This window comes from Haloarcula sp. HT12, from assembly GCF_055271655.1.
In genome coordinates, this window is the sequence record NZ_JBUXKW010000002.1 from 740999 (window position 1) to 765840 (window position 24842).

General features: G+C 63.7%; 29 protein-coding genes. 17 read left to right on the forward strand and 12 right to left on the reverse strand.

Annotated features, from left to right (window positions below; all coding sequences use genetic code 11):
• Nucleotides 1-95 precede the first annotated feature (95 nt).
• The 4 genes from npdG to ACY9XZ_RS09040 form a co-directional block, all read right to left on the reverse strand.
• Nucleotides 96-764: an NADPH-dependent F420 reductase gene (gene npdG / locus ACY9XZ_RS09025; protein ID WP_463456700.1), complete on the reverse strand. Its 669-nt coding sequence runs from the start codon at nt 762-764 to the stop codon at nt 96-98.
• A 53-nt stretch (nt 765-817) separates the two neighbouring features.
• Complete coding sequence (locus ACY9XZ_RS09030; protein ID WP_463456701.1) at nt 818-1207, reverse strand: hypothetical protein; 390 nt, start codon at nt 1205-1207, stop codon at nt 818-820.
• Between the two features lie 78 nt (nt 1208-1285).
• The gene (locus ACY9XZ_RS09035; RefSeq protein WP_463456702.1) at nt 1286-2158 is read right to left on the reverse strand and encodes a TIGR01548 family HAD-type hydrolase; all 873 of its coding nucleotides are present in this window, start codon (nt 2156-2158) and stop codon (nt 1286-1288) included.
• Nucleotides 2159-2177: 19 nt separating this feature from the next.
• A complete protein-coding gene (locus ACY9XZ_RS09040) occupies nt 2178-2591 on the reverse strand; it encodes a UPF0146 family protein (RefSeq protein ID WP_463456703.1) in 414 nt (137 codons plus the stop codon).
• Nucleotides 2592-2621: 30 nt separating this feature from the next.
• On the opposite strand from ACY9XZ_RS09040, the gene ACY9XZ_RS09045 reads away from it, so the two are divergent.
• The 3 genes from ACY9XZ_RS09045 (at nt 2622) to ACY9XZ_RS09055 (ending at nt 4517) form a co-directional block, all read left to right on the forward strand.
• A complete protein-coding gene (locus ACY9XZ_RS09045; RefSeq protein ID WP_004514915.1) occupies nt 2622-3143 on the forward strand; it encodes an archaemetzincin family Zn-dependent metalloprotease in 522 nt (173 codons plus the stop codon).
• A gap of 68 nt (nt 3144-3211) precedes the next feature.
• On the forward strand, nt 3212-3427 hold the full coding sequence (locus tag ACY9XZ_RS09050) for a hypothetical protein (protein ID WP_463456704.1): 216 nt from the start codon (nt 3212-3214) through the stop codon (nt 3425-3427).
• A gap of 106 nt (nt 3428-3533) precedes the next feature.
• A complete protein-coding gene (locus ACY9XZ_RS09055; protein ID WP_463456705.1) occupies nt 3534-4517 on the forward strand; it encodes a hypothetical protein in 984 nt (327 codons plus the stop codon).
• Between the two features lie 23 nt (nt 4518-4540).
• On the opposite strand, the gene ACY9XZ_RS09060 is transcribed toward ACY9XZ_RS09055, so the two are convergent.
• Both ACY9XZ_RS09060 and ACY9XZ_RS09065 read right to left on the reverse strand, forming a co-directional pair.
• Nucleotides 4541-6370, reverse strand: a complete 1830-nt coding sequence (locus tag ACY9XZ_RS09060) for a ribosome biogenesis/translation initiation ATPase RLI (protein WP_463456706.1) — start codon at nt 6368-6370, stop codon at nt 4541-4543.
• 2 nt (nt 6371-6372) lie between these two features.
• A complete protein-coding gene (locus tag ACY9XZ_RS09065; protein WP_463456707.1) occupies nt 6373-6669 on the reverse strand; it encodes an EMC6-like membrane protein in 297 nt (98 codons plus the stop codon).
• Between the two features lie 125 nt (nt 6670-6794).
• Here ACY9XZ_RS09065 and ACY9XZ_RS09070 point away from each other — a divergent pair, with 125 nt between their 5' ends.
• The gene (locus tag ACY9XZ_RS09070; RefSeq protein WP_004514919.1) at nt 6795-7058 is read left to right on the forward strand and encodes a winged helix-turn-helix domain-containing protein; all 264 of its coding nucleotides are present in this window, start codon (nt 6795-6797) and stop codon (nt 7056-7058) included.
• A 138-nt stretch (nt 7059-7196) separates the two neighbouring features.
• Here the strand turns inward: ACY9XZ_RS09070 and ACY9XZ_RS09075 are convergent, their stop codons facing one another.
• Both ACY9XZ_RS09075 and ACY9XZ_RS09080 read right to left on the reverse strand, forming a co-directional pair.
• Complete coding sequence (locus ACY9XZ_RS09075) at nt 7197-9074, reverse strand: ATPase, T2SS/T4P/T4SS family (RefSeq protein WP_463456708.1); 1878 nt, start codon at nt 9072-9074, stop codon at nt 7197-7199.
• Nucleotides 9075-9179: 105 nt separating this feature from the next.
• Nucleotides 9180-9434, reverse strand: coding sequence for a hypothetical protein (locus tag ACY9XZ_RS09080; RefSeq protein WP_463456709.1), 255 nt, complete (start codon nt 9432-9434; stop codon nt 9180-9182).
• Nucleotides 9435-9571: 137 nt separating this feature from the next.
• On the opposite strand from ACY9XZ_RS09080, the gene ACY9XZ_RS09085 reads away from it, so the two are divergent.
• The 6 genes from ACY9XZ_RS09085 to ACY9XZ_RS09110 all read left to right on the forward strand — a co-directional run bounded on the left by ACY9XZ_RS09085 (nt 9572) and on the right by ACY9XZ_RS09110 (nt 16124).
• The gene (locus ACY9XZ_RS09085; RefSeq protein ID WP_463456710.1) at nt 9572-10654 is read left to right on the forward strand and encodes a M20 family metallopeptidase; all 1083 of its coding nucleotides are present in this window, start codon (nt 9572-9574) and stop codon (nt 10652-10654) included.
• 230 nt (nt 10655-10884) lie between these two features.
• Complete coding sequence (locus ACY9XZ_RS09090; RefSeq protein WP_463456711.1) at nt 10885-12060, forward strand: acetamidase/formamidase family protein; 1176 nt, start codon at nt 10885-10887, stop codon at nt 12058-12060.
• A 108-nt stretch (nt 12061-12168) separates the two neighbouring features.
• Nucleotides 12169-13671 (forward strand): carboxypeptidase M32, encoded by a 1503-nt coding sequence (locus ACY9XZ_RS09095; RefSeq protein ID WP_463456712.1) that lies wholly within the window; start codon nt 12169-12171, stop codon nt 13669-13671.
• A 324-nt stretch (nt 13672-13995) separates the two neighbouring features.
• The gene (locus ACY9XZ_RS09100) at nt 13996-14748 is read left to right on the forward strand and encodes a methyl-accepting chemotaxis protein (RefSeq protein ID WP_463456837.1); all 753 of its coding nucleotides are present in this window, start codon (nt 13996-13998) and stop codon (nt 14746-14748) included.
• A 94-nt stretch (nt 14749-14842) separates the two neighbouring features.
• Nucleotides 14843-15658, forward strand: a complete 816-nt coding sequence (gene ubaA / locus ACY9XZ_RS09105) for an SAMP-activating enzyme E1 (RefSeq protein WP_463456713.1) — start codon at nt 14843-14845, stop codon at nt 15656-15658.
• A gap of 94 nt (nt 15659-15752) precedes the next feature.
• Nucleotides 15753-16124, forward strand: a complete 372-nt coding sequence (locus tag ACY9XZ_RS09110) for a DUF5658 family protein (protein WP_463456714.1) — start codon at nt 15753-15755, stop codon at nt 16122-16124.
• On the opposite strand, the gene ACY9XZ_RS09115 is transcribed toward ACY9XZ_RS09110, so the two are convergent.
• Nucleotides 16121-17032 (reverse strand): cobalamin-binding protein, encoded by a 912-nt coding sequence (locus tag ACY9XZ_RS09115; protein WP_463456715.1) that lies wholly within the window; start codon nt 17030-17032, stop codon nt 16121-16123. The two genes, ACY9XZ_RS09110 and ACY9XZ_RS09115, sit on opposite strands and share 4 nt — an antisense overlap.
• A gap of 95 nt (nt 17033-17127) precedes the next feature.
• On the opposite strand from ACY9XZ_RS09115, the gene ACY9XZ_RS09120 reads away from it, so the two are divergent.
• Nucleotides 17128-17607, forward strand: a complete 480-nt coding sequence (locus ACY9XZ_RS09120; protein ID WP_463456716.1) for an RNA-binding protein — start codon at nt 17128-17130, stop codon at nt 17605-17607.
• 40 nt (nt 17608-17647) lie between these two features.
• Here ACY9XZ_RS09120 and ACY9XZ_RS09125 read toward each other — a convergent pair whose 3' ends face one another.
• A complete protein-coding gene (locus ACY9XZ_RS09125) occupies nt 17648-18067 on the reverse strand; it encodes a hypothetical protein (protein ID WP_463456717.1) in 420 nt (139 codons plus the stop codon).
• A gap of 143 nt (nt 18068-18210) precedes the next feature.
• Here ACY9XZ_RS09125 and ACY9XZ_RS09130 point away from each other — a divergent pair, with 143 nt between their 5' ends.
• The 3 genes from ACY9XZ_RS09130 (at nt 18211) to ACY9XZ_RS09140 (ending at nt 20391) form a co-directional block, all read left to right on the forward strand.
• The gene (locus ACY9XZ_RS09130) at nt 18211-18570 is read left to right on the forward strand and encodes a cell division protein SepF (protein WP_463456718.1); all 360 of its coding nucleotides are present in this window, start codon (nt 18211-18213) and stop codon (nt 18568-18570) included.
• A gap of 112 nt (nt 18571-18682) precedes the next feature.
• Complete coding sequence (locus ACY9XZ_RS09135; protein ID WP_463456719.1) at nt 18683-19627, forward strand: ABC transporter ATP-binding protein; 945 nt, start codon at nt 18683-18685, stop codon at nt 19625-19627.
• A complete protein-coding gene (locus tag ACY9XZ_RS09140) occupies nt 19624-20391 on the forward strand; it encodes an ABC transporter permease (protein ID WP_463456720.1) in 768 nt (255 codons plus the stop codon). Before ACY9XZ_RS09135 ends, ACY9XZ_RS09140 begins: the two co-directional genes overlap by 4 nt.
• A gap of 404 nt (nt 20392-20795) precedes the next feature.
• Here the strand turns inward: ACY9XZ_RS09140 and ACY9XZ_RS09145 are convergent, their stop codons facing one another.
• On the reverse strand, nt 20796-21188 hold the full coding sequence (locus ACY9XZ_RS09145) for a DUF5611 family protein (RefSeq protein WP_137683842.1): 393 nt from the start codon (nt 21186-21188) through the stop codon (nt 20796-20798).
• A 38-nt stretch (nt 21189-21226) separates the two neighbouring features.
• Entirely contained in the window at nt 21227-22084 is an 858-nt protein-coding gene (locus ACY9XZ_RS09150) for a DUF7093 family protein (protein ID WP_463456721.1), read from the reverse strand.
• Nucleotides 22085-22232: 148 nt separating this feature from the next.
• Here ACY9XZ_RS09150 and ACY9XZ_RS09155 point away from each other — a divergent pair, with 148 nt between their 5' ends.
• Genes ACY9XZ_RS09155 through ACY9XZ_RS09165 form a run of 3 tightly spaced genes read left to right on the forward strand, consistent with a single transcriptional unit; the run spans nt 22233 to nt 24681 of the window.
• Nucleotides 22233-23537 (forward strand): PKD domain-containing protein, encoded by a 1305-nt coding sequence (locus ACY9XZ_RS09155; RefSeq protein ID WP_463456722.1) that lies wholly within the window; start codon nt 22233-22235, stop codon nt 23535-23537.
• A 59-nt stretch (nt 23538-23596) separates the two neighbouring features.
• Nucleotides 23597-24004: a hypothetical protein gene (locus ACY9XZ_RS09160; RefSeq protein WP_463456723.1), complete on the forward strand. Its 408-nt coding sequence runs from the start codon at nt 23597-23599 to the stop codon at nt 24002-24004.
• Entirely contained in the window at nt 24001-24681 is a 681-nt protein-coding gene (locus tag ACY9XZ_RS09165) for a hypothetical protein (RefSeq protein ID WP_463456724.1), read from the forward strand. Before ACY9XZ_RS09160 ends, ACY9XZ_RS09165 begins: the two co-directional genes overlap by 4 nt.
• Nucleotides 24682-24842: the final 161 nt, after the last annotated feature.

The window sequence follows — 24842 nt, forward strand, 5'->3', positions numbered from 1 at the left end:
GACTCGGCGGTCGTTTTTAGCGTAGATTTTTGCGAACCCGCTCCCCGCAGCGCGCTCTGTGAGCGCGCGAGGAGAGGGGGTGACGTAAAAAGGTACTATTGGAAGCGGACGCCCAGGTCGTGCAGGCCGTCGTTGTGCCGGGCGACGTTGATGAGCAGCGGCGTCAGTCCCTCGATTTCGGCGGCGTTAGCGAGCGGACCGCCGTCCAGCGCACGAAGCCCCTCGATGCCTTCGGCGAGTTCACAGACGGTGTCCTTGGCGTCGGTGTCGTCGCCGACGACGATGGTGTCCCAGTCGAGGTCGGCATCGAGGTTGGCGAGGCGACCGGCCGCGAGGTTGTGGAACGCGCCGACGACGGGGGTGTCGTCGGGGGCGGCGTTGGCGGCCAGTTGCGTGACGCTGCCGGCTCCGGGGCGGTTGTAGTGGAAACCGTCCTCGTCGCGCTGCATCCCGACGGCGGGGGCGACGAGCGTGGTGTCGTCGAGTTCGTCCGCGACGGCGTCGATGGTGTCCGTGAGGTGGTAGGCCGGGACGGCGGCGACGACCACGTCGGCGCGGGCGGCGGCGTCCTCGTTCGCCAGGCCGGCGATGTCTACGTCGTCGTGGCCGCGGCTGCGCAGTTCCGCCTCGTACTCCTCGGCCTTGTTCGCGGCCTTCTCGGCTTTCCGCGAGCCGATGATGATCGTGTGGTTCGTGTCGTCGGCCCAGCGGAGGGCGAGGCCTTGGCCGATGTCTCCGGTACCGCCAAGCAACGCGATGTCCATATCTACGGCGTAGGCCGACCACTGAATAAACGTTGTGTGACAGGTTCACCCGCTCAGGTGTACTTTTCCCAGGCCCGGTCGAACCCGCCGGCGAAGGTGACATACAGTGCACCGCCGAGCCCCGCCAGATAGCTGAGCCACTGGGTGCCGATGCCGAGTGGGGACGTGTGCCCGAGCGCGAGGTCGAACACCGTCGAGAGCGGGACCGTCACGAAAAACAGGACGATGATGAACATCCCGACGCGGCCCGGCCGATGCGAGGCGTCGAGGACCTCGCTGTACTCCCGCATCGTCCAGTACGTCGCGCCCAGGCCGATTAGCTGGCAGGTGATGGCGTACAGCGGCACCAGGTCGACCGACGGCTCGCGGATGATCGCGCCCCCGACGAGCCCGGCCCAGATGCTCACGAGGAAGGCCCAGCCAAACGTCGGCAGTCGTCGCATACTCGGGGTCTCTGTCCCGGCGGTGAAACCGTTGCCGCTTGCGGTCGGCGGGCGCTGCTGGCGATCCGCTCATGTCGACTACGCAGTGTCGAGCAGCTCGGGGAGATCGGTGACCGACTCGATGACGGCGCTCGCGCCGTTGTTAGCGAACGTCCGGCGGCCGGCGTCCCCGGTCAGCCCGCCGGTCAAGACGCCGATGCCGTAGTACACGCGGTCGTCGTCGGCCGCGTCGGCGTTGACCGCCGTCGCCACGTCGTCGAGGGTGTCCCCGGCGAAGGCGATCCGCTCGGCGTCGAACCGCTCGGCCAGCGTCCGCAGGGCGGCGGGGTGGGGCTTGCCCTCCTCCCAGTCGTCCATGGTGAAGCGGTGTTCCGGCGACAGGTCGAGGCCGACGCGCTCCAGCGCGATGTCGGCCTCAGCGGCGGGGCGGCCGGTGACGACGCCGACGGCGAAGCGCTCACGCAGGGCTGACAGCGTTTCGTCGTCGACAAGCAGCGGTTCATCGTGGATGTATCCCGGCGCGTCAAACGGCGGTTCGCCGCCTTCGATATCACGGTAGAGGTCTGTGCCGAGATACAGCGCCTGGAACACGTCCCGGAGCTGTTCACGGTCCCAGAAATCGAACACCCGTTTTTCGGCCGGCTCATCGAGTAGGTCGCGAACCACTGCTTCGGCCGCGTCGAGGCCGCCGCCGCGCTCGCCGATGGCGTCGGTAAAGGCCGCCAGATCGGAGACGGCGGACTCACGACTACTGAGGACGAACAGCGCCGCTGCGTACGTCAGCTCCCAGTCGTTGTTGAACCCGCCGGCGTCCTTGAACTGCTGGACCGCCGACTTCGAAATCGTGTCGCCGTACACCCGGTCGATTGATTCGACGATGGCTCGGCGATAGGAGTCGGCCACGTCCACCAGCACGCCGTCGATGTCGAGGACGACCGCGTCGACTTGCATGAGCGAGCGAAAGGGGTCCTCATTCAAGCGCTTTGCTATCTTTCGCCCGGTACAGCGTCTCCCCGCCCGGGAGCTGTTCCCGGTCGACGCCGACCGTCGGCTGATCGCCGCCAAGCGTCGTGAACCAGAGGGCTGCACCGACGGCGTCGGCAACAGCCAGCGCCGGTCGGTGTAGTTCCGGCGGGAGGTTCCGGGCGAATACGATATCCGCTTCTGCATACACGGATTCATCGGGGTTGAGGATATCGTCGACGACGAACCGCACGCCCTCGGGGACCTCCCGTTCGACGATGTCCGTCGCGGTCACATCCACGCCCCGTTCGGCCAGTCGGCCGGCTATGTCAGGGTGGTTTCCGACGCCGACCTCGACGACAGAATCGACGGACGCCAGTCGGTCGACGAGCGGGTCGGTGGTGTCGGTCACGTCGTACAATTTATGAGATGCGGGCGCATATGCGTTCCCATGCACGTCGACATCGTGCCGGTGGGCGAGGTCTCGGCCCAGGTCAAACGCGAGGCCTCGGACGGGCTTCGCTCCGTCTACGACTGTGAGGTCTCGATGCACGAGCCACAGTCCATTCCCGCCGGCGCGTACGATGGGGACCGCGACCAGTACCGCGCAGAGGAGTTTATCGACCTGGCCCGCCGTGTCGGCTCCGGTGGCAAGAACATCGCTATCACGCCGAAAGATCTCTTTTACCGCCGCCGGAACTACGTTTTCGGGCTCGCGTACCTCGGTGGCTCCGGCAGCGTCATCTCCACGTACCGGCTCCAGACATCCTCCGACGGCGGGTTCTCGAACCGCTCGGCCGGCGAAATCTTCTCACAGCGGGTCCGCAAGGAGGTCGTCCACGAGGTCGGCCACACGCTCGGTCTCGAACACTGTGACAACAAGCGCTGCGTGATGAACTTCTCCCCCACCGTCCGACAGGTCGACGTAAAGGAAGTCTCGCTGTGTGGTTCCTGCCAGCGAAACGTGCTGTAGTTTGCGAACGGATACCAAACTGTTTGGGAACGAAGCACATTCTTCTGTGGTACTTGTCCACATACGCGATGAGCAAGAGTGAGTCCCCCGAGCGCGTCGCGGAACTGCGAGACATCTTCGTGACGGTCACCGGCGACGAATCGATCACCGAATCCCAGGCCGACGACCAGACCGACCGCGAACTCGACCCCAACGAGGAGTTCGACCCCGAGGAAGTCGCCGACGGCCTCGACGACGCCGTCGCCGGGTCCGAAACCGGAACAAGCGGTGACCCCGCGGCCTGAATCGCTACATTGTCCCGACAGCGCAGTTCGAGTCGTTTCTGTCTCCGTGCGTATCGGTGACTGAACCGACCCGTGGACTTTTCAAAACCGACGTGAATCCGGGCGTATGGGTGTTGTCGGCTACGTCGGGTTCCTTGGATTATCGGTCGCTGTCGCGGTTGGCATCAAGTGGTTCGACCCCGCAATCGTGGCGCAACTGTCACGCCGGACGGGGCTCACTGGTGCCCGCGGCTGGGCGGTACTGCTGGTCGCGCTCGCCTGGATGTTTCTCCCCGTATTGGCCGGCGCACCGGTCGGTGACGGGCATCCGTGGGTCATCGGTGCGGCTATCAGCGGCGTCGGCTGCTACCTCGTGACTATCGCACTCACCTCACTGGACGAGTACCGGATTCTCTCCGGTGCTACGGCCGTCCCGCCGGCGGACCTGTCGGCACACACCGCTGACGGTGTCGTCGCAACGTCAGGGGTTCCGACTGTGGCCGACCCGGATGCAGCGGTGGCCCCGATTTCAGGCGAGCCGTCGGTCCACACGGACTGGATTGCACAGCAACGAACCAGGGTCGGGTTCCGCAAAGTCTGGTCCAATGTGGCCACCGGCGTCGAGAGCGTCCCGTTCACGCTCGGCGAGGGTGCCGTGGCGGTCGACTCGGGCCGCCACCGCGTGTTCTCGAACGCCGAGCGCCACATGACCGTTGGCGCAGACGACCCGCTCCCGGGCGCTGTAGCCGAGTTCATGCGGAACGATCCGGCCCTGCCCGACCCCGAGACGCGTGACTCCAGAATGCGATTCATCGAGGAGTCCATCCCCAGTTCGGACCCGGTTACCGTCGTCGGCGAGCCGGCTCAGGGCGAACGTCCCGGCCAGGTCCGGATCGCCGACGCCCCGCCAGACCGGGTGTTCGGAACCCATACGGACCACAGCCGGACGGAGGCTGACGAGACTGAGCCGATTCTGGTCCGTGGGACCGTCGACGAGGCTCGGTGGCTCTTGAAAAAGCGACTCTTCGTCGTCGGTGGCCTCGGACTCGCGATGGTACTCGGCGGACAGGCGCTCGCCGTCCGGCTCTCGCCGGCGGCACTGCCGGTGTAGCACGCCCGCGTTTCCGCCTGCGCTTACGGCGCGTAGTAGTACTCGCCGGCGTTCTTCTGTTCGCGGTCCAGTTGCGAGTCGGGCTTGTTGATGCGGGGACGGGAGGTTCGCTCGTCGCGGCGGAAGGTGATGTCGAGGTTCTGGAGGAACTCGTTCATCCCCTCGCGCATGCCCTGTGGCGGCGCGGCGTGGCCGTTCCGGGCGGGCTCGCCGTCGAAGACGAGCAGCCGGTCGGCCAGCAGATCGATCATGTAGATGTCGTGGTCGATGACCATCGCCGTCGCGTCGTGGTTCTCGGCGTAGCGCCGGATGGCGGAGGTCGCCATGACGCGCTGTTCGACGTCCAGGTGGGCCGAGGGCTCGTCCAGCAGGTAGAGGTCGGCGTCCTTCGAGAGACAGGCCGCGATGGCGACTCGCTGGCGCTCCCCGCCGGAGAGGTCGGTGAGCTGCTGCTCCATCACCGATTCGAGCTGGAGCGGCTGTGCGATCTCGGTGTTCCAGTAGGAACTGCCGAAGTCGTCCGTGATCGACGCGAGGAAGGCGTCGACCCGCATCGGCTGGTCGATCTCGATGTACTGTGGCTTGTAAGCGATGTCGAGGCTCGTGTCGATGTCGCCGGCGGTCGGTTCCAGCCGCCCGGCGAGCATCTTGGCGAACGTCGACTTCCCGATGCCGTTCGGGCCGACGACGCCCAGGACTTCGCTCTCGCGGATCGTGCCGGCCTCGACGTCAAGCGAGAACTCGCCGTCGCCGTAGCTCTTCTGTAGTTCGGGGTACTCGATGACCACGTCGCCATTCGAGGCGCTGCGTGGCGCGTGTTCCTCGAACTCGATTTCCGTCTGGCGGACCCGCATGTTCTCGTTCTCGAGGTAGCCCGAGAGGTACTCGTTGATGCCCTTCTTCGTCGACTTGGGCGGCGTGATGATACCGAACGCGCCGGGGGTCCCGTAGGCGACGTTGATGTTGTCGGCGAGCAGGTCCAGGATGGCGAGATCGTGCTCGACGACGAGCATCGAGCGGTCCTCTTCTTCGGCGAGTTCACGGATGAGCCGCGCGGCGGTCATCCGCTGGCCGATGTCCAGATACGGCGTGATCTCGTCGAGGAAGTAGAAGTCCGCGTCCCGCGCCAGCGTGGCGACGAGCGCGACCCGCTGGAGCTCTCCCCCAGAGAGGTCGTCGATGTGGTTGTCCACGACCGGTTCGATCCCCGTCCGCTCGATGAGGTAATCGAGGTCCCCGCGTTCGTCGGTCCGGTCCAGCAGTTCGATGGCTTTCCCGTCGAACTGGTCCGGGATCCGGTCGACGTACTGGGGCTTGCGAGCGACGGTCACGTCGCCGTCGCGCATCTGTTCGAGGTACTCCTGCAGGGCGGTCCCGCGGTACTCGTCTAAGATTTCGTCCCAGTCCGGTTCCTCGTCGTAGCGGCCCAGGTTGGGCTGCATCTCGTCGGCGAGGATACGGACGGCCGTTGTCTTCCCGATGCCGTTCGGGCCGAGAATCCCGGTGACTTGGCCCTCGGCGGGACTGGGCAGCCCGTACAGCGCGAAGGCGTTCTCCCCGTAGCGGTGGACCGGTTCGTCAGTCAGCTCTTGTGGGAGATTGATAATCTCGATCGCGTCGAACGGGCATTTGTTCACGCAGATCCCACAGGACTCGCCCAGACAGATCTCCTCGGAGATGCGGACCTGGTCGGGCTGGCCCTCGAAGGGTTCGTCCTCTTCGTACTCGTCTTCCCGCTTGACGATGCACTCCTTCCCGCTGCGGTTGGGCGGGCAGTAGTTCATGCACTCGTAGTTACAGCGGTCGGGCTGGCACCGCTCCAGGTCGACGACGGCGATACTGTCTTCGGCCATTGTTACGCTCCCGCCGTGAGAAGAATGCCCCACGAGACGAACCACAGCGAGAAGGTCATGAAGCCGATGTAGAGCACGTCCTTCGCCGAGAGGTCGTCCGTGTCGATGCCGATCACCCGCAGAATCGGGAACTGTGCTGCAATCGCGACCGCGACGACCAGCACGCCTTGCGGGTCGTTCGGCGCGGCCGCTAACGCGTTGGAACCGAACGCGGCGGCGATGCCAGCGACGGCCGTCAGCGTCGTGACAGTGAGCCCTCGCATATGGGAGCTCATCCCGTCCGCCGTTTCCGTAGCCATACCACACGTTCCACTACCCGCAACCAAAAGGTGCGCGGTTCGGTACTGTGACGCGGCCGCGAGCGCGTGCGCCGGCGAGACGGACTCCTCAATCTTTATGCGCCCGGCGCTTGTGATTACGGGTAATGACGGACTCTGATGGGGAGGCCATCGCAGACCTTCCGCCGAGCGCAAAGCTCGTATACAAGGTTCTGGAGTACGACGGCCCGCTGACACAGAAAGGCATCGTCGAGGAGTCGATGCTCTCGGCACGGACCGTTCGCTACGCTCTGGAACGACTCGACGAGGTCGGTGTCATCGAAGAAGACGTGTACTTCGCCGACGCACGGCAGAACCTCTACGAGATCATCGACCAACCGGCCGAAGCGGACGCCGCCGTCTCGGACTGATTCGCCTTCTCTCTCGGCTGTGTAGCAACCGCGGTCAGATAGCTACCGCTGCCTGTGACACATCTGTTGTCGTCGGAACGCCGTAGGACAATCCGCCCGCGACTGGGGAAAAAGACGCTCGCTTCGCTCGCGTTCGGATTACGACGGTACGACGGTAATCGTGCTGCCACGGTCGATTGCTCGCTCTAGTTCCTCGGCGATACCCGATCCGCGCGAGACCTGAATCTCGCCGCCCCGTGACACCGTCGCGGTAAAGAGGTATTCGCCGTCGGCTTGGAGTTCGACGGTATCCCCGGCGTGCCCGTCGAGCGGCACGATGACGTGTCGTGAGGTGACTTCCGGCTGGACGATCTCGCCCTGCTTGCCGCCGGATTCGGTCTGGGGGCCGCCCGACGGTCCGGAGGGTCGCTCCTCGAAAGTCCGCACGTCGATATCGATGCCGAGGCGGTTTTCCACGTCTGAGATGCGGCCGCCGCCCTTGCCGATGACCTGCGAGATGTCGTCGTCCTCGACCCAGACCACGGCGGTGTTCGGGCCGCGGAGTTCGACCTCGACGTGGCCGCGGGCGATGGAGCGGATCTCGCGTTCGACCTCCTGCTTGGCGAGACGGTCGACGCCGGAGTCCTGCTCGTCCTCGTCGTCGCCAAGCGGCACCGTGACGACCTGGTTGTTGAACGTGTAGATCTCGAACTCCGGCCGCCCGGTCTCGAAGTCTTTGACCATGATCACCGGTCGCGCGAGGTCCTCTTCCATGAGTCCCTGCGGGACCTTGACTTCGGTCGTCACGTCGTAGACCGTGTCGACCTCCCCGGCTTCGATGTAGACGACGGTGTCGACGATCTGTGGGATGAGTCCCAGCTCGACGCGACCGATGAGCCGCTGGAGCGCGTCGATGGCGCGGGTCGCGTGGACGACGCCGACCATGCCGACGCCGGCCAGGCGCATGTCGGCGAACACCTCGAAGTCGTCGGTCTTGCGCACCTCGTCGTAGATGGTGTAGTCCGGTCGGACCATCAGCAGCGAGTCGGCGGTCTTCTCCATCGAGCCGCCGAGTTCGGTGTACTGCGTGATGTTCGGGCCGACCTGGAGGTCCCGGGGCTTCTCCATCGTCTTGACCGCGTAGTCGGCGTCGACGAGGAACTCCCCGACGGCCTGGGCGAACGTCGACTTCCCGGCCCCGGGTGAACCGGAGATGAGGACGCCGCGCTGGTGTTCGGTGAAGCGGTCCCGAAGCTGGTCGGCGTACTCGTAGTCGTCCAGATCGGTCTTGACGATAGGTCGGACGGCCGTGATTTCGAGTGCGTCGGAAAAGGGCGGCCGTGCGATGGCGATCCGGAAGTCCCGGAACTGGGTGATGGTCATCCCGGGCTCGTCGAGTTCGAGGAACCCGTCCGGCGAGTCGCGAGCGCTCTCCTCGATGTCGGCGGCGTACTCACGGAGTTCGCTCTCGGTCGCGGGGTCGTCGCGGATCGGCGTGTACTGCATGTCGCCGATAGAGCCCTTCTTGGCGTAGGGCTGGACGCCGACCTTGAGGTGGACGCTCATCGTCCCCTCGTCGAAGAAGTTCTCGATCTGGAGGCGGTCGACGGTCCGTTTGATCGGCTCGACGAACTCAACTTTGAGCCCCTTCGCGCGGGCTACCTGTGCCTGCACGTCGTCGCTGGTCACGAGCGTGGCGTCGCGGTCACCGGCGATATCTCGGATGAGCGCGTCGATCTGGCCTTCGCCGGCCTCGCGCTTCTCGATGGCGTCCGGCCGCCGGCCCACGTACTCCACGTCGATTGTCCCTTCCTCGGCCAGGTCGACGAGGGTCTGGAGCTCTTCGAGCCCCTCCCACCCCGTCTCGCGGCCGTCGTTCGCCTGTGCTTCGAGTTCGCCGACGACGGCTTCGGGAACGACGACCGTCGCGCCGGCAAAGCCCATACCGTCGACGTCCGTGTCGGGGTCGGCATCGGCCTTCACTTGGTCGGACACGCGGCCGTCGATGACCACGCTCGTGTCCGGTACGATTTCCATATCTGACCGTTGGAGACTGGCGTTGATAAGGGTGTGGAGTCCGCACGCTCCCTATCTCCGTTCACCGACACTGCGAATACGGACAAACGCTGTACTGCAACCGCCTCAGACGGCCTTTTGTAACCGCGTTCGGACATTCCGGTCGGCTGCGGCGAGCGCCGTCTGGCCGAACTGCCGCGCGCTCCGTTCGCGAACCAGGAGCGTCCGGGTCAGCTCTCGGAGGCCGCGCCGCTCGCCGGTGAGTTCGACCGTTTCGGCGTTCGTCGCAACGAGGTCGACGCGCCGGTTACCCCGCAGTGCCCGCCGTAGCTCGCTAACTTCCTCGGCTGTGGCCGCTTCGACCGCTATTTCGGAACGCATCACCTATAGATACGTATTTGGAATGTATTGGGGCACTACCGAACTGTTTCGGTATTTTCTGCCTGTTTCCCCGCTCTGAGACACGGACCAGCGAGCCCGCCCCGGATTTTTTGCCGTCCCGGTTCCCGACTTTCGGTATGGACACGCTCGCGTCGCTGACCCGCGACCTCGTTTCGATAGCCAGTCACGACGACGAAGCGACCGCGGGGGATCACATCCGACAGTGGCTCGAAACCGACACCGACGCGCGGGTCACTCGCGACGACCACGGGAACGTCATCGCTCGCAAAGGGCGGGGTGAGAAGTCGCTCGCACTCGTCGGCCACCACGACGTGGTCCCGCCGGACGAGTCGCAGGTCGACGCCGACGGCGAGTATGTCGTCGAGGAACGCGACGGCCGCCTCTACGGCCGCGGGACGGCGGACATGAAGGGCTGTGTCGCCGCGGCGATGCTGGCCTTCCGGGACGCCGACTCCGCTGGTGAACTCGTCTTCGCCTCCTTCGTCGGCGAGGAACAGGGCGGGATCGGCTGCCAGGCCGCCATCGCGGACGGCTTCGCGCCCGACTACGCCGTCGTCGGCGAGGGATCAACCGGCTACTCCGCGCCCGGAACGACGGACGTGGCCGTCGCTCACAAGGGCCGGCGCGGGTCGACGCTGGTCGCCGAGGGCGCGGCGGCCCACGCCAGCGAGCCCGGTGCCGGCGCGAACGCCATCTACCGCGCGACCGACGCCGTCGACGTGGTTCGGGACCTCGATTTCCCTGAGACTACAGTTCTCGGTCACGAATTGAGCGGGAGCGTCGCCGTCACGGAAATCGACGGCGGCTCGGCCTGGAACGTCATCCCCGAGCGATGCGAGGTCACCGTCGACGAGCGGACGGTCCCGGGCGAGCGCGCGCCGCTGGATAGAACCGAAGCCATCGACGGTGTGACTTGGCGCGTCGACCAGGACCTCCCACCGATGGCCTGTGGCGACGCCGATTTCGCGAATGCGGTGCTGGACGCGGCGACGGCAGCTCAGGACAGCACTCCGGAGCAGGTCGTCAAACCGCACGCGACCGACGCCGGGTGGCTCGCCCAGGCTGGCACGGACTGCGTTATCGTCGGCGCAGCCGAACCCGGCGAGGCACATACGGCTGACGAGAGCGTGTCGCTGGCCGTCCTAGAGCGGTGTCGGGACATCTACGGGCGCGTCACCGAAGCGTGGCCGTCGCGCTGAGTATCCCACGTCACACACTTTTACAGCCGCTGTATTGTTGACCGAACTGTCCGCCCGGAGTTCCCACAAAGGGCCCGGAAAAACTGATGATGATATTTAGAAAATACCTCAGTAAAAAATATACACGTACAAACTAATCTATCAGTAGTAGGTATTTATATAGAAAACACGAAATAATTGTATATTCATCTATGCTTATTCCAATCTGACACATCGGGAGACGTGGAGCGATGAAACGAAGACGACTCATGAAAGCGGCAGGCGCATTAGGTGTCCTGGGTGCCGGAGCTGGCTCACAGTTCCTCGGCGAAAACATCGACCTTGCGGCAGCACAGGAAGACGGAGAAACAGAGAACGGACAAGAGGACGATTCTACTGACTCCTACGAAGTCGATACGGTCGTCGAATCGACGCCCGAGAACGTGGTCTGGGGCGCAATCGACCCGACGAAGGAACCGGTAGAGCGCGTTGAGTCCGATTCGGTCGTCCAGATCGAGACGATATCACACGAAGGAATCCTGGAGGACCAACCGGGGCCCGAGGAGTTCTTCACAAACGCTGGAATTCCGGAATCCGAAATTCTGGAGGACCAGGTCAGAGTCTACGAGGAGGTCCCCCACGACGGGGCCGGGCCACACGTCGTCACCGGGCCGGTGTACATCGAGGACGCCGAACCAGGCGACGTACTGGAGGTCGAAGTGCTGGATATCGACTTCCGCGTTCCCTACGGTGCGAACACGATGCGACAGCGGAAAGGTGGCCTCCCCTCGGAGTTCACCTGGAACGACAGCGAGGTGATCGAGTTCGACCTTGACCGGGGCGTGGCCGAACTCAGCGAGACGACTGAGATACCGCTGGAACCGTTCCAGGGAATCATGGCTGTCGGCCCGACGGCGACGACAGGCCGAGTAAACTCGGTCCCGCCGGGGCCGTTCGGCGGCAACATCGATATCCAGGGGACCGGAATCGGTACGACAGTCTACTTCCCGGTGTTCGCCCCGGGTGCGCTGTTTTTCACCGGCGACGGGCATGCATTGCAGGGCAACGGCGAGGTTGACCTCACCGCGCTGGAGACGTCGCTGACGCCGACGTTCCGGTTCACCCTGCACAAGGACGCCCAGCAGATGGACTGGCCCATCGCCGAGACAGACGAGGACGTCTACGTCATGGGCATCAACGACGACCTCGACAACGCGATGGAGCAGGCCCTTCGTGAGGCGATCTCCTTGCTCGTCCACCAGAAAGACATGACGCCGACGGAGGCCTACCGGCTGCTGAGTCTCGCCGGCGACTTCAACGTCTCACAGATCGTCGACATCAACAAGGGGATTCACGGCAAAATCCCGAAGGGAATCTTCACCGACGGGTTCGAAATCGACCCACAGACCCTCGGAGAAAGCTTCTGAAGGGGCACTGCCCACGTCAGTAGCACCGTCGACGGGTCGGTCCGGCCACCCGTTGCATTCCTTACCGGCGGCATCGGGCCTTTAGGGTCGCCGGCCTAACCACGCCGTATGGCAACAGCGAGCGAGGACACCGAGTCCACGTACGAGCAGTTCCTGGATCACGTCCGCCGCCTCCACTACGTCGGGGACGCCGGTGGCGTCCTCAACTGGGACCAGCAGGTGATGATGCCCGACGCCGGGACGCCCGCCCGGGCGAAGCAGACCTCCGCCATCTCGACGCTCCATCACGAACTGCTGACCGACGACGACTTAGCCGACTGGCTGGACGAACTCGACGACGCCGACCTCGATCCCGAACAGGAGGCCGTCGTTCGGGAGGTCCGGCGGGACCACGAGCGGGCGACCAGGGTCCCCGCCGACCTCGTCGAACGACTCTCCGAAGCATCCTCGAACGCGCTGCCGGTCTGGAAGGAGGCCAAGGCCGAGGACGACTTCGACGCCTTCGCCGACACGCTCGAAGAACTCGTGGAACTCCGCCGGGAGTACGCCGAGGCCATCGACCCCGACCGCGATCCCTACGAGGTGCTGTTCGAGGAGTACGAGCCGTATCTCGGTATCGACACCGCCGAGGAAGTACTGACAGAACTCCGCGACGCGCTCGTCCCGCTCATCGACGATATCGCCGACAGCGACGTGACGCTCGCCGATCCGTTCGAGGGCACGTACGACGACGACACCCAGCACGCCCTCGTCGAGACGGCGCTTGACACGCTGGGCTATGACTGGGACCGCGGCCGCCTCGATACCGCGCCCCATCCGTTCTCGATGGGGACGCAGTTCGACGCCCGCGTCACCACCCGCTTCACCCCCGAGGATCCGCTGGACGCGCTGGGGTCGACCATCCACGAGTTCGGCCACGCGACGTACACGCTCGGCCTCCCGCAGGACCACTACGGCACGCCGCTTGGCGACAACCGCGACCTTTCGGTCCACGAGTCACAGTCCCGCTTCTGGGAGAACCACGTGGGCCGCTCGCGTCCGTTCTGGGACTTCTTCACTGAGACGGCCAACGACCACCTCGGGACCGACGCCACCGCCCAGCAGTTCTACGAAGCGTCCAACAAAGTGTACGACGACAACCTCATCCGGGTCGAAGCGGACGAGCTAACGTATCACATGCATATCATCGTCCGTTTCGAGATTGAGCGGGACCTCATCCGCGGCGACCTCGACGTGGCGGACGTGCCAGGGGTCTGGAACGACAAGATGGAGGAGTATCTCGGTATCCGTCCCGACACCGACGCCGAGGGCTGTCTGCAGGACATCCACTGGACGAACGGGGCTTTCGGCTACTTCCCGACCTACACGCTCGGCTCGGTGCTGGCCGCGCAACTGGACCACCACGCTCGCCAGGATATCGACGGCTTCGACGACCACGTCCGCGCCGGCGAGTTCGACCCGATCCACGACTGGCTCACCGAGCACGTCCACCAGCACGGCGCTCGATACCGGACTGACGACCTCGTTCGGGAAGCGACTGGCGAGTCGTTCACCGCAGCCCACTTCCTCGATTATGTGGACGAGAAGTACCGCGCGCTGTACGACTGCTAACACGACTGCCGGCGGCCCCTGATCCAGCTATCGTCTGTGATACTATTGGGTATCCCGTTTTTATATCCCCGTCCCAATTTTGTGACTACTATGGCCGAGAGACCGGTAGAGAACGTCGCGGATCAAACAGGAACGGGTATCGACGACGATATCGATGCGGATATCGAGGACGACATCGCGGAGAACATCGACACGGAGGCCGGCTACAGCCACGACGTGGCGAGCGAGATTCAGACGATGCTGGCCGAACTGGAGGACTCGTCGGTCGGGATCGCCGAGGAGACTGACGACATCCGCGAGCAGGCCGCCGAGCAGTACGAGGGGATGACGGACATCGCCAACGAGGTGTCGAACCTCTCGGCATCTGTCGAGCAGATCGCCTCGTCGTCCGAGGAGGTCTCCGCGGCCTCCCGCGAAGCGAAGGAACTCGCCGAACGCGGGCAAGGCAACGCCGACGAGGTCCACGAGGCGATGGAGAACATCCAGCAGGCGGCCGACAGCGTCGCCGAGGACGTCAAGACGATCCAGCAAAGCGTCGAGGAGATCGACGAGATCGTCGACGTGATCAACGACATCGCCGACCAGACGAACATGCTGGCGCTGAACGCGTCTATCGAGGCCGCCCGCGCGGGTGAAGCGGGTGAAGGGTTCGCCGTCGTCGCCGACGAGGTCAAGAGCCTCGCCGAGGAGTCACAGGAGCAGGCGACGACCATCGAGGGGATGATCGACGGCATCCAGGACGACACCGAAAACGCCGTCGAAAGCCTCGAAGAGAGCAACGAGGAGATCGACGAGGGGATCGACACCGTCGAGGAGTCGACCGAGATCCTCGAAGAGATCGACGACACCGTCCGCGAGGTCAACAACGGTATCGAGGAGGTCGCCACGGCCACGGACCAGCAGGCCGCTTCGACCGAGGAAGTGGCCAGTATGATCGACCAGTCCACGGATGCGGCCAAGGAGATCGCTGACAGCACGGCTGACATCGCCGACGAGTCGGACCAGCAAACAGACCTGCTCAGCGATATCAACCAGGCGATAGACGACCTCGTTGCGGATCTCCAGCGCAACAGTTGAGCGGCCCGACCGGCCGCCCGTTCGTCTCGGCTACCCGGCCTGAAACGCCCGAGACGAACCCGCCGTTTATTTCTCCGGGTAACGTACGGCCACTATGCGACCGGATCTGGATCCCGAACAGCTCGACCGGTACTCCCGGCACATCATCATGAACGACGTGGGGCCGGAGGGCCAGGCGGCCCTGCTCGACACCGACGTGCTGGTCGTCGGGGCCGGCGGCCTCGGCGCACCGGTGCTCCAGTACCTCGCGGCCGCGGGCATCGGGCGACTCGGCATCGTCGACGACGACGTGGTCGAGCGGTCGAACCTCCAGCGACAGGTCATTCACCGCGACGACGACATCGGGCGACCGAAGGTCGACAGCGCCGCCGAGTTCGTCACTGGCCTCAATCCCGACGTGACCGTCGACCGCCACGAACTGCGGCTGGCGCGGGAGAACGCGACTGACCTGGTGGCCGACTACGACATCGTCGTCGACGCCTCCGACAACTTCGCCACGCGGTTCCTCGTCAACGACGCCTGCACGCTCTCGGGCACGCCCTTTTCGCACGGCGCGATCTTCCAGTTCGAGGGGCAGGTGACGACCTTTTCGGGCGACAGCCCGTGTTACCGCTGTCTGTTCCCCGAAGCGCCGCCGGAGGGGACCGTCCCCGATTGCGCGACCGCGGGCGTCCTCGGCGTGTTGCCGGGCACCATCGGCTGCATGCAAGCGACAGAAGTCGTCAAGCTCGCCATGGACTACGGCGAGACGCTGGAGGGGCGGCTCATCGCCTACGACGCCGCAGAGATGTCCTTCGAGGAAATCCCCGTCGCCGCCAGCCCCGACTGTCCGGTCTGTGGCGAGGACCCGGCCATCGCGAACGTCGCCGACGCCAGCTACGAGGGGCGCTGCTCGCTCGCCGAGGACTGACCGGTTCGCTCCGGACCGCCGGTCAATTTTCACGGCTGATACTGTGGAACCGAGCTTTATGCACCAACAGCCGAGAGTAACGGTATCGTCTCGCATGCCACGCCCTGACCACGCCCCTCATCTCCTCTCGATTCGCCTCCAGAAGCCCGGCTACGTCGAACTGGTGTTCTCGCTGGTGCTCGTCTGGGGCTTCGGCGACGCGCTGTCGACGCTGTTTGCCGCCCGGTTCGCCGGCCCCGGGCTGGAAGCGAATCCCTGGATACGGACGCTCCTTATCCACGAGCCACTGCTCGTGATTGCACTGAAGATGGCCGTCGTCCTCTACGTCGGCGTCGTCCTGCTTGAGTGTCGCGACCTCGTCGAGCGGGTCCCGCTGTGGCGGGCCTGGCTCCTGTTGGTCGTCGCGCTCGGTGCGGCAGTCGTGGTCGGCAACACCTACGTCGGCCTGGCTGCGGCCGCCGCTTAGGCCCGAACGGTCCCGAGTTCGACCACAGCGTCCCGCGGCGGCGTCTCGAACAAGTCCGGATGGCACAGCGCCGCCAGGAACTCCAGTGTGTCCACCAGCCGCGGCCCCGACCGGTTGACGTAGTGGTGGCCGTCCATCACGTACGCCCGTCCCTCACGGACCGCAGTCAGATCGTCGAAGCCCGGTCGTCCGGTCAGGTCGGCGAGGTTCTTGCGGGTCTGTGCCACGTCGAAGCCACAGGGTGCGGCGACCAGTACCTCGGGGTCGTATTCGCGGACCTCCTCCCACTCGCGAGGGCGGGAGTGTGCGCCCGGCGCTTCCATCCCGTAGGTACCGCCGGCCGTCTCGACCATCTCGGGGACCCAGTGCCCGGCGACCATCACCGGATCGAGCCAGTCAAGCACCGCCACGCGGGGCGTCGTCTCGGCCCGCGCCGCCGTTGTCTCAACCGCCGCGACGCGGTCCCGGAGGTCCGCGACGAGTTCGGCGGCGCGGTCGTCGTGCCCGACCGCCGCGCCGACCCGGTGGATGGACTCGAACAAGTCATCGAGGCTGTGGACATCGAGCGTCAGCACGTCGGCGTCCAGCCCCAGTTCCGCGACGGCGTCGGCGACCAGCACGTGGTCGACGGCACACACGTCACAGACACCCTGGGTGACGATGAGGTCCGGGTCAAGCGCCGCCAGCGTCTCGCGGTCGATGGCGTAGACGCCGTCGCTCTCCTCGGCGGCCGCGACCTGCTCGTTGATCTCGCCGCTTGACGCTGTCGGATCGACGCGCGAGCGGTTGACTGACGCCTTCTCGCGGGCCGCCGGCGGATGGTCACACTCGTGTGAGACGCCGACCGGCTCGACGCCGAGCGCGTAGACGATTTCCGTCGCCGAGGGCAGCAGCGTGACGACTCGCATACCCCGACCTTGGCCCGCGCGGACAAAAACCTGCGTCCGCCACACCGCCCGGACGCTTCGTTACGCTTACCCTCTGTCGCCGAGGAGACGCGGGTATGGAAGTCAAGTCGCGACACCACCTCCGTTCGGACGAGGTCGACACCATCACGACGGCGCTGGCGGACAACCTCGGTGTCGAACTCGACGCGGACAGCTTCGAGAAGGTCGAGTTCGACGACAGCGACTGGGACGTCGTTCTCGTCGATGGCGACCCGCTCGTCCTGTATTTGAATGGCGAACCGTTCCTGACCGTCCAGGGAGCCAATCAGTACCCGCCCCAGAAACACATCGTCACCGTCGACGCCGGGGCCGTCTCCTTTGTCTCGGACGGCGCTGACATCATGCGGCCGGGCATCACCGAGGCCGACGACGACATCAGCGAGGGCGACCTCGTCGTCATCAACGAGGAGTCCCATGGGAAGTTCCTCGCCGTCGGCCGCGCACAGACCGACGGCGACGACATGGTCGGCGACAGCGGGAAAGTCGTCAAATCGCTCCATCACGTCGGCGACGATCTGTTCGAGTTCTCGGTGTAGGATCGACGGTGTCCGCTGTCCGTGCTGTGAGTTCGTGACTTCACACCAGCGGTCGGAGACCGAACCGGCCGACGCCGCGGTCCAAACCGATTCTGATTGCCGCTTCGATGACGCCTGCTCCGACGGCAACCCCGAGGAGCAGTGGCCAGACGATGAGATACGACGACAGCGGGTGGAGATGCGTCCCGTACAGCCACTCGTACACCGTGTCGCCGAGCAGCCAGAGCGTCACGAACACTGGCGTGACCAGTGAGAGTCGGCTACAGAGATACAGCGGGACGGCGGCGACGAGAAACATTCCGACGACGGCGTAGGTGGCTCCGAACGCGACGGTCGCCGGCTCTTCGGACGTGAAGTGGACGCCGTTCGTGAACAGCCACGACAGCACGCCGAGGGCATAGAGGACGCCGCCGACGGCCGCGACGGTGCTGGAAGTCGTCCTGACGGAGGGCGGGCGCATCGCTATCGATACTTGTTCTGCCGCTGAATAATGCTTTGTGCAGTACACGCTGTGTCCGACCGCCACCACGACTGGGCAGGGCGTGCGCGGCGATACATTCGATGGACGAAAAGTTGAAACGGGTAGCGCACGCCGTGAGTGACATGGGACTGATGAGCAAGATCCTCGGGGAGTCTGGATCCTCTCGGAACACCGAGGATTACGTCGAACTGGACGCGAACGAATTCGAGATGACCGGGACGGAACTCGAACGCCAGGTCCGGATCGCCCGTATCAGCGACAAACAGGACGTCATCGAGATCAAAGACGCCGTCTACGACGGTGACGTGGTCGTCGCGGATATCACGCGCCACTCCACGCAGGACCGCACGATGGAACACATCAGCGACGAACTCAAGCAGGTCGCCAACGAGGTCGGCGGCGACATCGTCCAGAAGGACGACGACCAGCTCATCATCACGCCGGCTGGCGTCGGCATCGCCCGGGAACGCCTCGGTCGGTAGGGCCTGACTAGGGACCTCGCTGTCCGGTCGATCGTGTCAGTCTGTATCAGTCTAACTGCCGGTTTTCGGGGGCTTCAATGCGTTTTTCGGTGTCGCCACGCTAAGGGCGGCAATGACTGAACCGGCGATACGTGCCAGTGGGTTAGGGAAGCGCTACGGCGACGTCCAGGCGCTTGAGGACCTGGAACTGACAGTCCAGCAGGGCGAGTTCTTCGGGCTGCTCGGGCCAAACGGGGCCGGCAAGACGACGTTTATCAACACGCTGGTCGGCCTCGTCCACAAGGACCGGGGAACCGCCGAGGTGTTCGGCTTCGACGTCGAAGAGGACTACCGGGAGGCCCGCGACCGCATCGGCGTCGCGCCCCAGGAGTTCAACGTCGACCGCTTCTTCCCGATCATCGAGGTGCTGGAACACAAGGCGGGCTACCATGGCATTGGCAGGGCTGAAGCTAGAGAGCGTGCCGAAGACGCGCTGAAGACGGTCGGTATCTGGGACAAGCGCGACACGCGCTTCGACTGGCTCTCCGGCGGCATGAAACGGCGGTTCGTCCTCGCGCGTGCGCTCGTCTCCGACCCGGACCTGCTCATTCTCGACGAGCCGACAGCCGGGGTCGACGTTCAACTCCGCCACGACCTCTGGGAGATTATCAACCGGATGAACGACGCCGGGACGACGATCCTGCTGACGACCCACTACATCGAGGAGGCCGAACGCCTCTGTGACCGGGTCGCCATCATGGACGACGGGCAGAAGGTCGAGGTGGCGACCCCCGACGACCTGATGGCCCGCGGCACGGACACCATCGTTCTCGACCTCGCCGAGATGCCGCGAACGGCCCCGCGACTCGACGTGGAGGGGATCACCGACGTCGAACTGACCGACGAGGGGCTGGCCGTCACCGCGATGGGTGGGAGCCAGACCGCACCGGCGATCATGCGCGAGCTCGAAGCACAGGGCCACACCGTCACCTCGCTGGATATCCGCCGTGCGTCCCTCGAAGAGGTGTTCGTCGACATGACCCGCGACGATCGCGAGTACGCGGAGGTGTCCGCATGAACGCGAACGCGACGCAGTTCCTGACGCTCGTCCGGCGGGAAATCCTCCGGTTCGTTCGCCGGCCGTACAACACCTTCCTCCCGCCGATCATCACGAACGCGCTGTATTTCTCCGTGTTCGGCGTGATTCTGGGGAGCCGAATCGGCGAGATCGCTGGCGTGAGCTATCTCCAGTTCGTCCTGCCCGGCCTGGTCGTCCTGGGGGCCATCTCCGACAGCTTCGAGAACGCCTCCTTCACCATCTTCCACGGCCGTTGGAACGACTACATCCAGGCCGTCCTCACCTCGCCGATGTCGAACCGGAGTATGGTGGCCGCCTACGTCTCTGCAAGCGCACTCCGGGGAATCGTCACGTCGCTGCTTATCGTCGGCGTGGGGCTGATATTTACCTCGGTCCCCGTCGCTAACCCCCTGTATCTCGTCTCGTTCCTACTGGTGATTACTACGCTGTTTGGCGGCCTCGGCGTCATCGGCGGTCTCTGGGCGAGTGACTTCGACTACCTGACGGTGATGAACCAGTTCATCCTCCGGCCGCTGGTGTTTTTCGGCGCAGTGTTCTACTCACTCGAAGTCCTGCCGGCGTTCTGGCGGAACGTCTCGCTGCTCAATCCCATGGTGTACATGGTTAACGGCGTCCGCTACGGCATGATCGGCGTTACCGAGATCGACCCGAACACGTCGCTGGCTGTCCTGACCGGGACGACCATTGTCGTGCTGTCAGTCGACTACGTGCTGTTCAAGCGCGGCTACGGCCTCGCCGAATAACGCCCTCTGGATCTCGACTTTCCAGTCACTGGCGGTATTTATTGGCAATATCACGCCGGTAAAACGGGACTGCTGGCTCGGTAACTGCCCTGGCCGCGGTCCGAATGCCGGATTGGATCCGCTCCGGCGGGCGGACAAACTATGACAGGCTGCCCCGGAGCTGGCTCCGTGGCAACACGAGGGGTGTCTCGTGCCCCGGATACTTGTGCGCGCCTCCGGGCGAGGCGTATGTGAATGTATGCCACAAGCGTATTTAGATGTGACGCCCGTCTGACGCTGCGTGATACTGGCGGTTCTGTGTCGGTGTCGAATCATTTCCGAACGGCTACGCGGGCCGTGCCGAAGACGGGAGCGCCGTCTCTGTCTGCCGGCGCTCACGGACTGCGCGCGCCCGATGGCCGTCGTTAGACGTTGTCCGGGGCGTCGGCGTCGTCCTCGACTGAGCGCTTCAGCGAGTCACGTCGCGCCTTCGCGTCGCGGTCGGTCGCTTCCTCTAGGAAGTCGTTCTTGATGGCGACGGCGTCTTCGGCGGCGTCGACGTTGCCCTCGGCGATGACATCCTCTGCCGGTCGCTCGTCGATGTGGAGCGCGAGCTTGTCCTTTTTCGAACCGTACTCGACGCGGCCCGCGACGACCCGGTCGAACACGGGGTTGTCGGGGTCGTCGACGACTAGCAGGTCGTTGCCTTCGTACTCTTCTGTGTCCGTTACTTCGCCGAAGTACTCCTCGACGAACGCTTCCATGTCAGGGACGCGGTCCTCGAGATGCTCGCCCCGTCGCATCTTGTACTCTCGCATGGGCGAGTTTTTGCGAGGGGCTGTCTTACCCTTTGCGTTCACTCCTCGCCGCGGGTGATAAGTGACCCCTTGTGACACTCCGGACAGAAGTCACCCTCGCGCAAGGAGGTCGACTCCACCTCGGTGGTGAATCCGCACTCCGGACAGGCGAACTCGCCTTCCGGAACCGTCACGGCGCTGTCGCTGGTCGGCTCGACACTCGAATCGTCGTCGGTGTCGACTGGCATCGTCTCCGGCGACCAGTCGTCCCCGTCGTCTCCCGGCTCATCGGGCCACTCGCCGGGCTGGCGGTCGTCGCCGGTCGACTCTGACTCCGCTTCCTCGCCGAGAATGAGTCCGTCGTCTTTCTCCGGATCGGTCTCGTCTTCGGTTACCGGCTCCTCGCCTTCGGCATCGGGGACGTCGACTGTCGTCGTCGGCTCGTCCAGTTCCACGTCGCCGCTTTCTTCTTCCCTCTCGTCGCTGTCGTCGATAATCTCGGCGTCGTCGGCCGACGGATCGACCGGTTCCCCGTCGTCGACACTGTCGTCGCCGATTCCCGCGTCGTCCGGCGTTTCGACCGGGTCGTCGACGCTGTCCCAGCCGTCCGACCGGTCCGTTCCCTCGTCAGTGGGCTCGGCTGTGCCGGGGGTCGGTTCGTCTTCCGGCGTCGACGCTGTCGCCGGCGTTTCGGACTCGGATTCGGACTCGTCGTCGACGAGGTCGCTAGCGATATCCGACGGCGTCTCGATAGCCGTGACCTCCTTGTTTTCCGAGACGATCCGCGTATTTCCACACCGCTCACAGGTCTCCCGTTCCTGGATGGTGATGACGACTTCGCTACCCTGCTCTTCGCGCTCGCGCTCGACGGTGGTCTCACCGTACTTGTGCCCGAGGACGGAACATTTGAGACCCATTGCCAGAACTTCCCACCGTGGCGTACTTAAACCCTGCCCGTTGGCTCGACGATTCGTGACAGGCAGCCACCTGTTTCGCGACGCCACGTTATTAATTTCACTTCGGTTTACGAAATTTTATAACCAGTACCGGTGCTACGCTACGCCAATGCAGCGGACGACGACGCTCGTGGTGTCGGTCCTTGCCCTCTCGGCGCTTCTCGGTGGGACAGCGGTGGCGACCGGGAACCAGCCGCCGCTTGCCGATGCCGGGCTGGACCAGTCCGTCGAGCGAGGGGCGATGGTCCAGTTGGACGCCAACGGCTCGCGCGACCCGGACGGCACGGTCGAGCGCGTCGAGTGGGCTATCGAAACCCCGGACGGCTCGACACGCACGCCCGATTGCCCCACCTGCGTCCAGACGACGTTCTCACCGACAGAGACCGGCCAGTACAACGTCACGGTTACCGTTACTGACGACGCCGGCGTGTCGCGATCGGACACGCTCCAGGTCGACGTGGTCGCGGCTGGCGGGCCGTCAGTCTCGGTGTCGGCCCCGACCGCGCTCCCAACTGACTCCCGGCGGAATCTGACTGCCAACGCGACCGCCGGCGATGCCGACCTCCGAACGCTCGCCTGGGTCGTCAACGGCACCACGCGGAATCAGACGCGGCTCACTGGCGAGAACGGGACCTCGACTATCACGCACGCGTTCAACGACTCCGGCTCCGTGTCCGTGCGTGCAGTCGCCTACGACGCCGCTGGACGGCGTGGCGTCTCTAATCAGACGGTTCGGGTCGTCGACTCGTCCGGCAACGGTGGTGGCGGTGGTGGGAATAGCTGTGGGGCAAACAGCGGGAACTACTACGTGGACGGTCAGAACCAGGGCTGTACGAGCGCTGCCATGCGGATCGACGACACTTTCGTCGATACTGATGGTCGAGATGGTCTGCATGTGTACGTTGATAATGAACTCACTAAGATAGCAGACGAAGATGAACTGAACTCGCTCTCCGAAGACGGTTATGGTGGAGTGTTCAGCAAGGAGACTGTTGATGAGCTAACGGATGAGGCGGAAGAGAGGAAACGCTCAGTTTCTGATGATGACGATGTTGGCGGTGGTAACGGTAGTAATAATGATGAATGCAGTTACTGCAGCACCGATAGCACTGCCAGTAACTCTAATTCCGGCGGTAGTACTCGTCCAGGCTCTAGCGTACCTAACGGTCTAGGTGGAGGTTCCAGTAGTAATGACGATGATGATGGTGGCTATGACTGGAGCTATGATGATGACGATAGCGGAAGTAGTGACGATGACAGTAGTTCTAGTAACGACGATGATGATAACGACGGTGGTTGGTTCGGTGGTGGGGGTGATGATGAAGATGACAGCGGCGGTTGGTTTGGCGGTGGAAGCGACGATGACAGTAGTGACGATGGTAGCGATGACGATGACGGCTGGAGTCTTTGGTAGGCGTTATAGTCTTTCCTTTTAACATAGGATTTATAAGAAATAGCAGTTGATTTCAAGATGTGATGAACCGAAAGCACAAGGGTGGGGAGATTGTTATTTACATACTAACGACAGTCGCAGGCGCTCTCCTGCTTCCAGTCGTTGCGCCGACTTTCATGTGGAGGAACGGGCATGGTTATACAGACAAAGACCCATGGCTGTCCGATATGCAATCTTGTAATGAACTTGCCAGCGGCTTGACTCCATTTATTTTCGTGGTTATCTTCGTTGCCCCTATTCGTGCTATTTCGATTTTCACCTCTGGCAGTGGGACCGGGTGTGCCTCGTCAGCGAAATTGGACGATACCGGGTCAGCAGTTAGTTCGACTTCAAAACTAATGCCGACCTCGACTGAAATCCCGATCCTTCTGCCCGTTGAGGAAGATGACAGGGATACAGACCCCAACAACGAGATTCAGTATGCATGATAAAAACTAACACACCATATAGTGTTGCCGCCATCGCTCTCCTGATTATGTCTGCCGGATGTTCCGGCTTCCTGGGAGGGAGTGGGCCAACCGAACAGACAGCTGTACCAACCCAGACGCCAGAAGCTACTCCTGATCCAACTCCCGAGGCTACTGAAACGCTAACGTCCGAGCCAGCGGCCGAAGCTACTGAAACCTCAAAGCCTGAGCCAATAGAAACCGAATCCGATAGGGAAGAGCTAACGAAGGCAGAGAAGTTTGCAGAGTTCGATGAGGATATGCACCGAATATATCGTGTAACTAATAGAAGCGGCGCGCTTGAAGAAACCGAAACCTTCCCTGAGAACGGCACTTATCATATGACTGTTGAAATGCGGGATACCACGAACCGGACTAAAACCGTAACCGACCGGCGTGACCCGCTCTTGAATTATTATGCCCTTGTGGCTAATTACAATGAGAACACAAGAGGGTTTGAAGAAGAGGACCATACGTACATACCTAATACGGTCAACGTTACGTTCGTTACAGAGGACGGTGAGGTGTTCGAGACGCGGTACATCAAGTACGTCTGGGCGTGGAAGTATTCCACTGGTGATTGGTCGATGATGGTGTATGCCGGAAAATATGCCGGGACCGTCGAGAAGGGTCCTGGCTACCATGAAAAGTGGAAATAGAGGGTCAGCCATTTCAATATTAGGAGCGACAGCGCAGTTGTCGGTGACGACCACACCGCCTAGGAATCAGTTAGATGTATTTCTGTCGACGATTGTCAGACAGAGCCGGTTACAGACTCTAAGAAGAACGGTCGAGCGAACCGGCACGTCCTGTCCTCGAC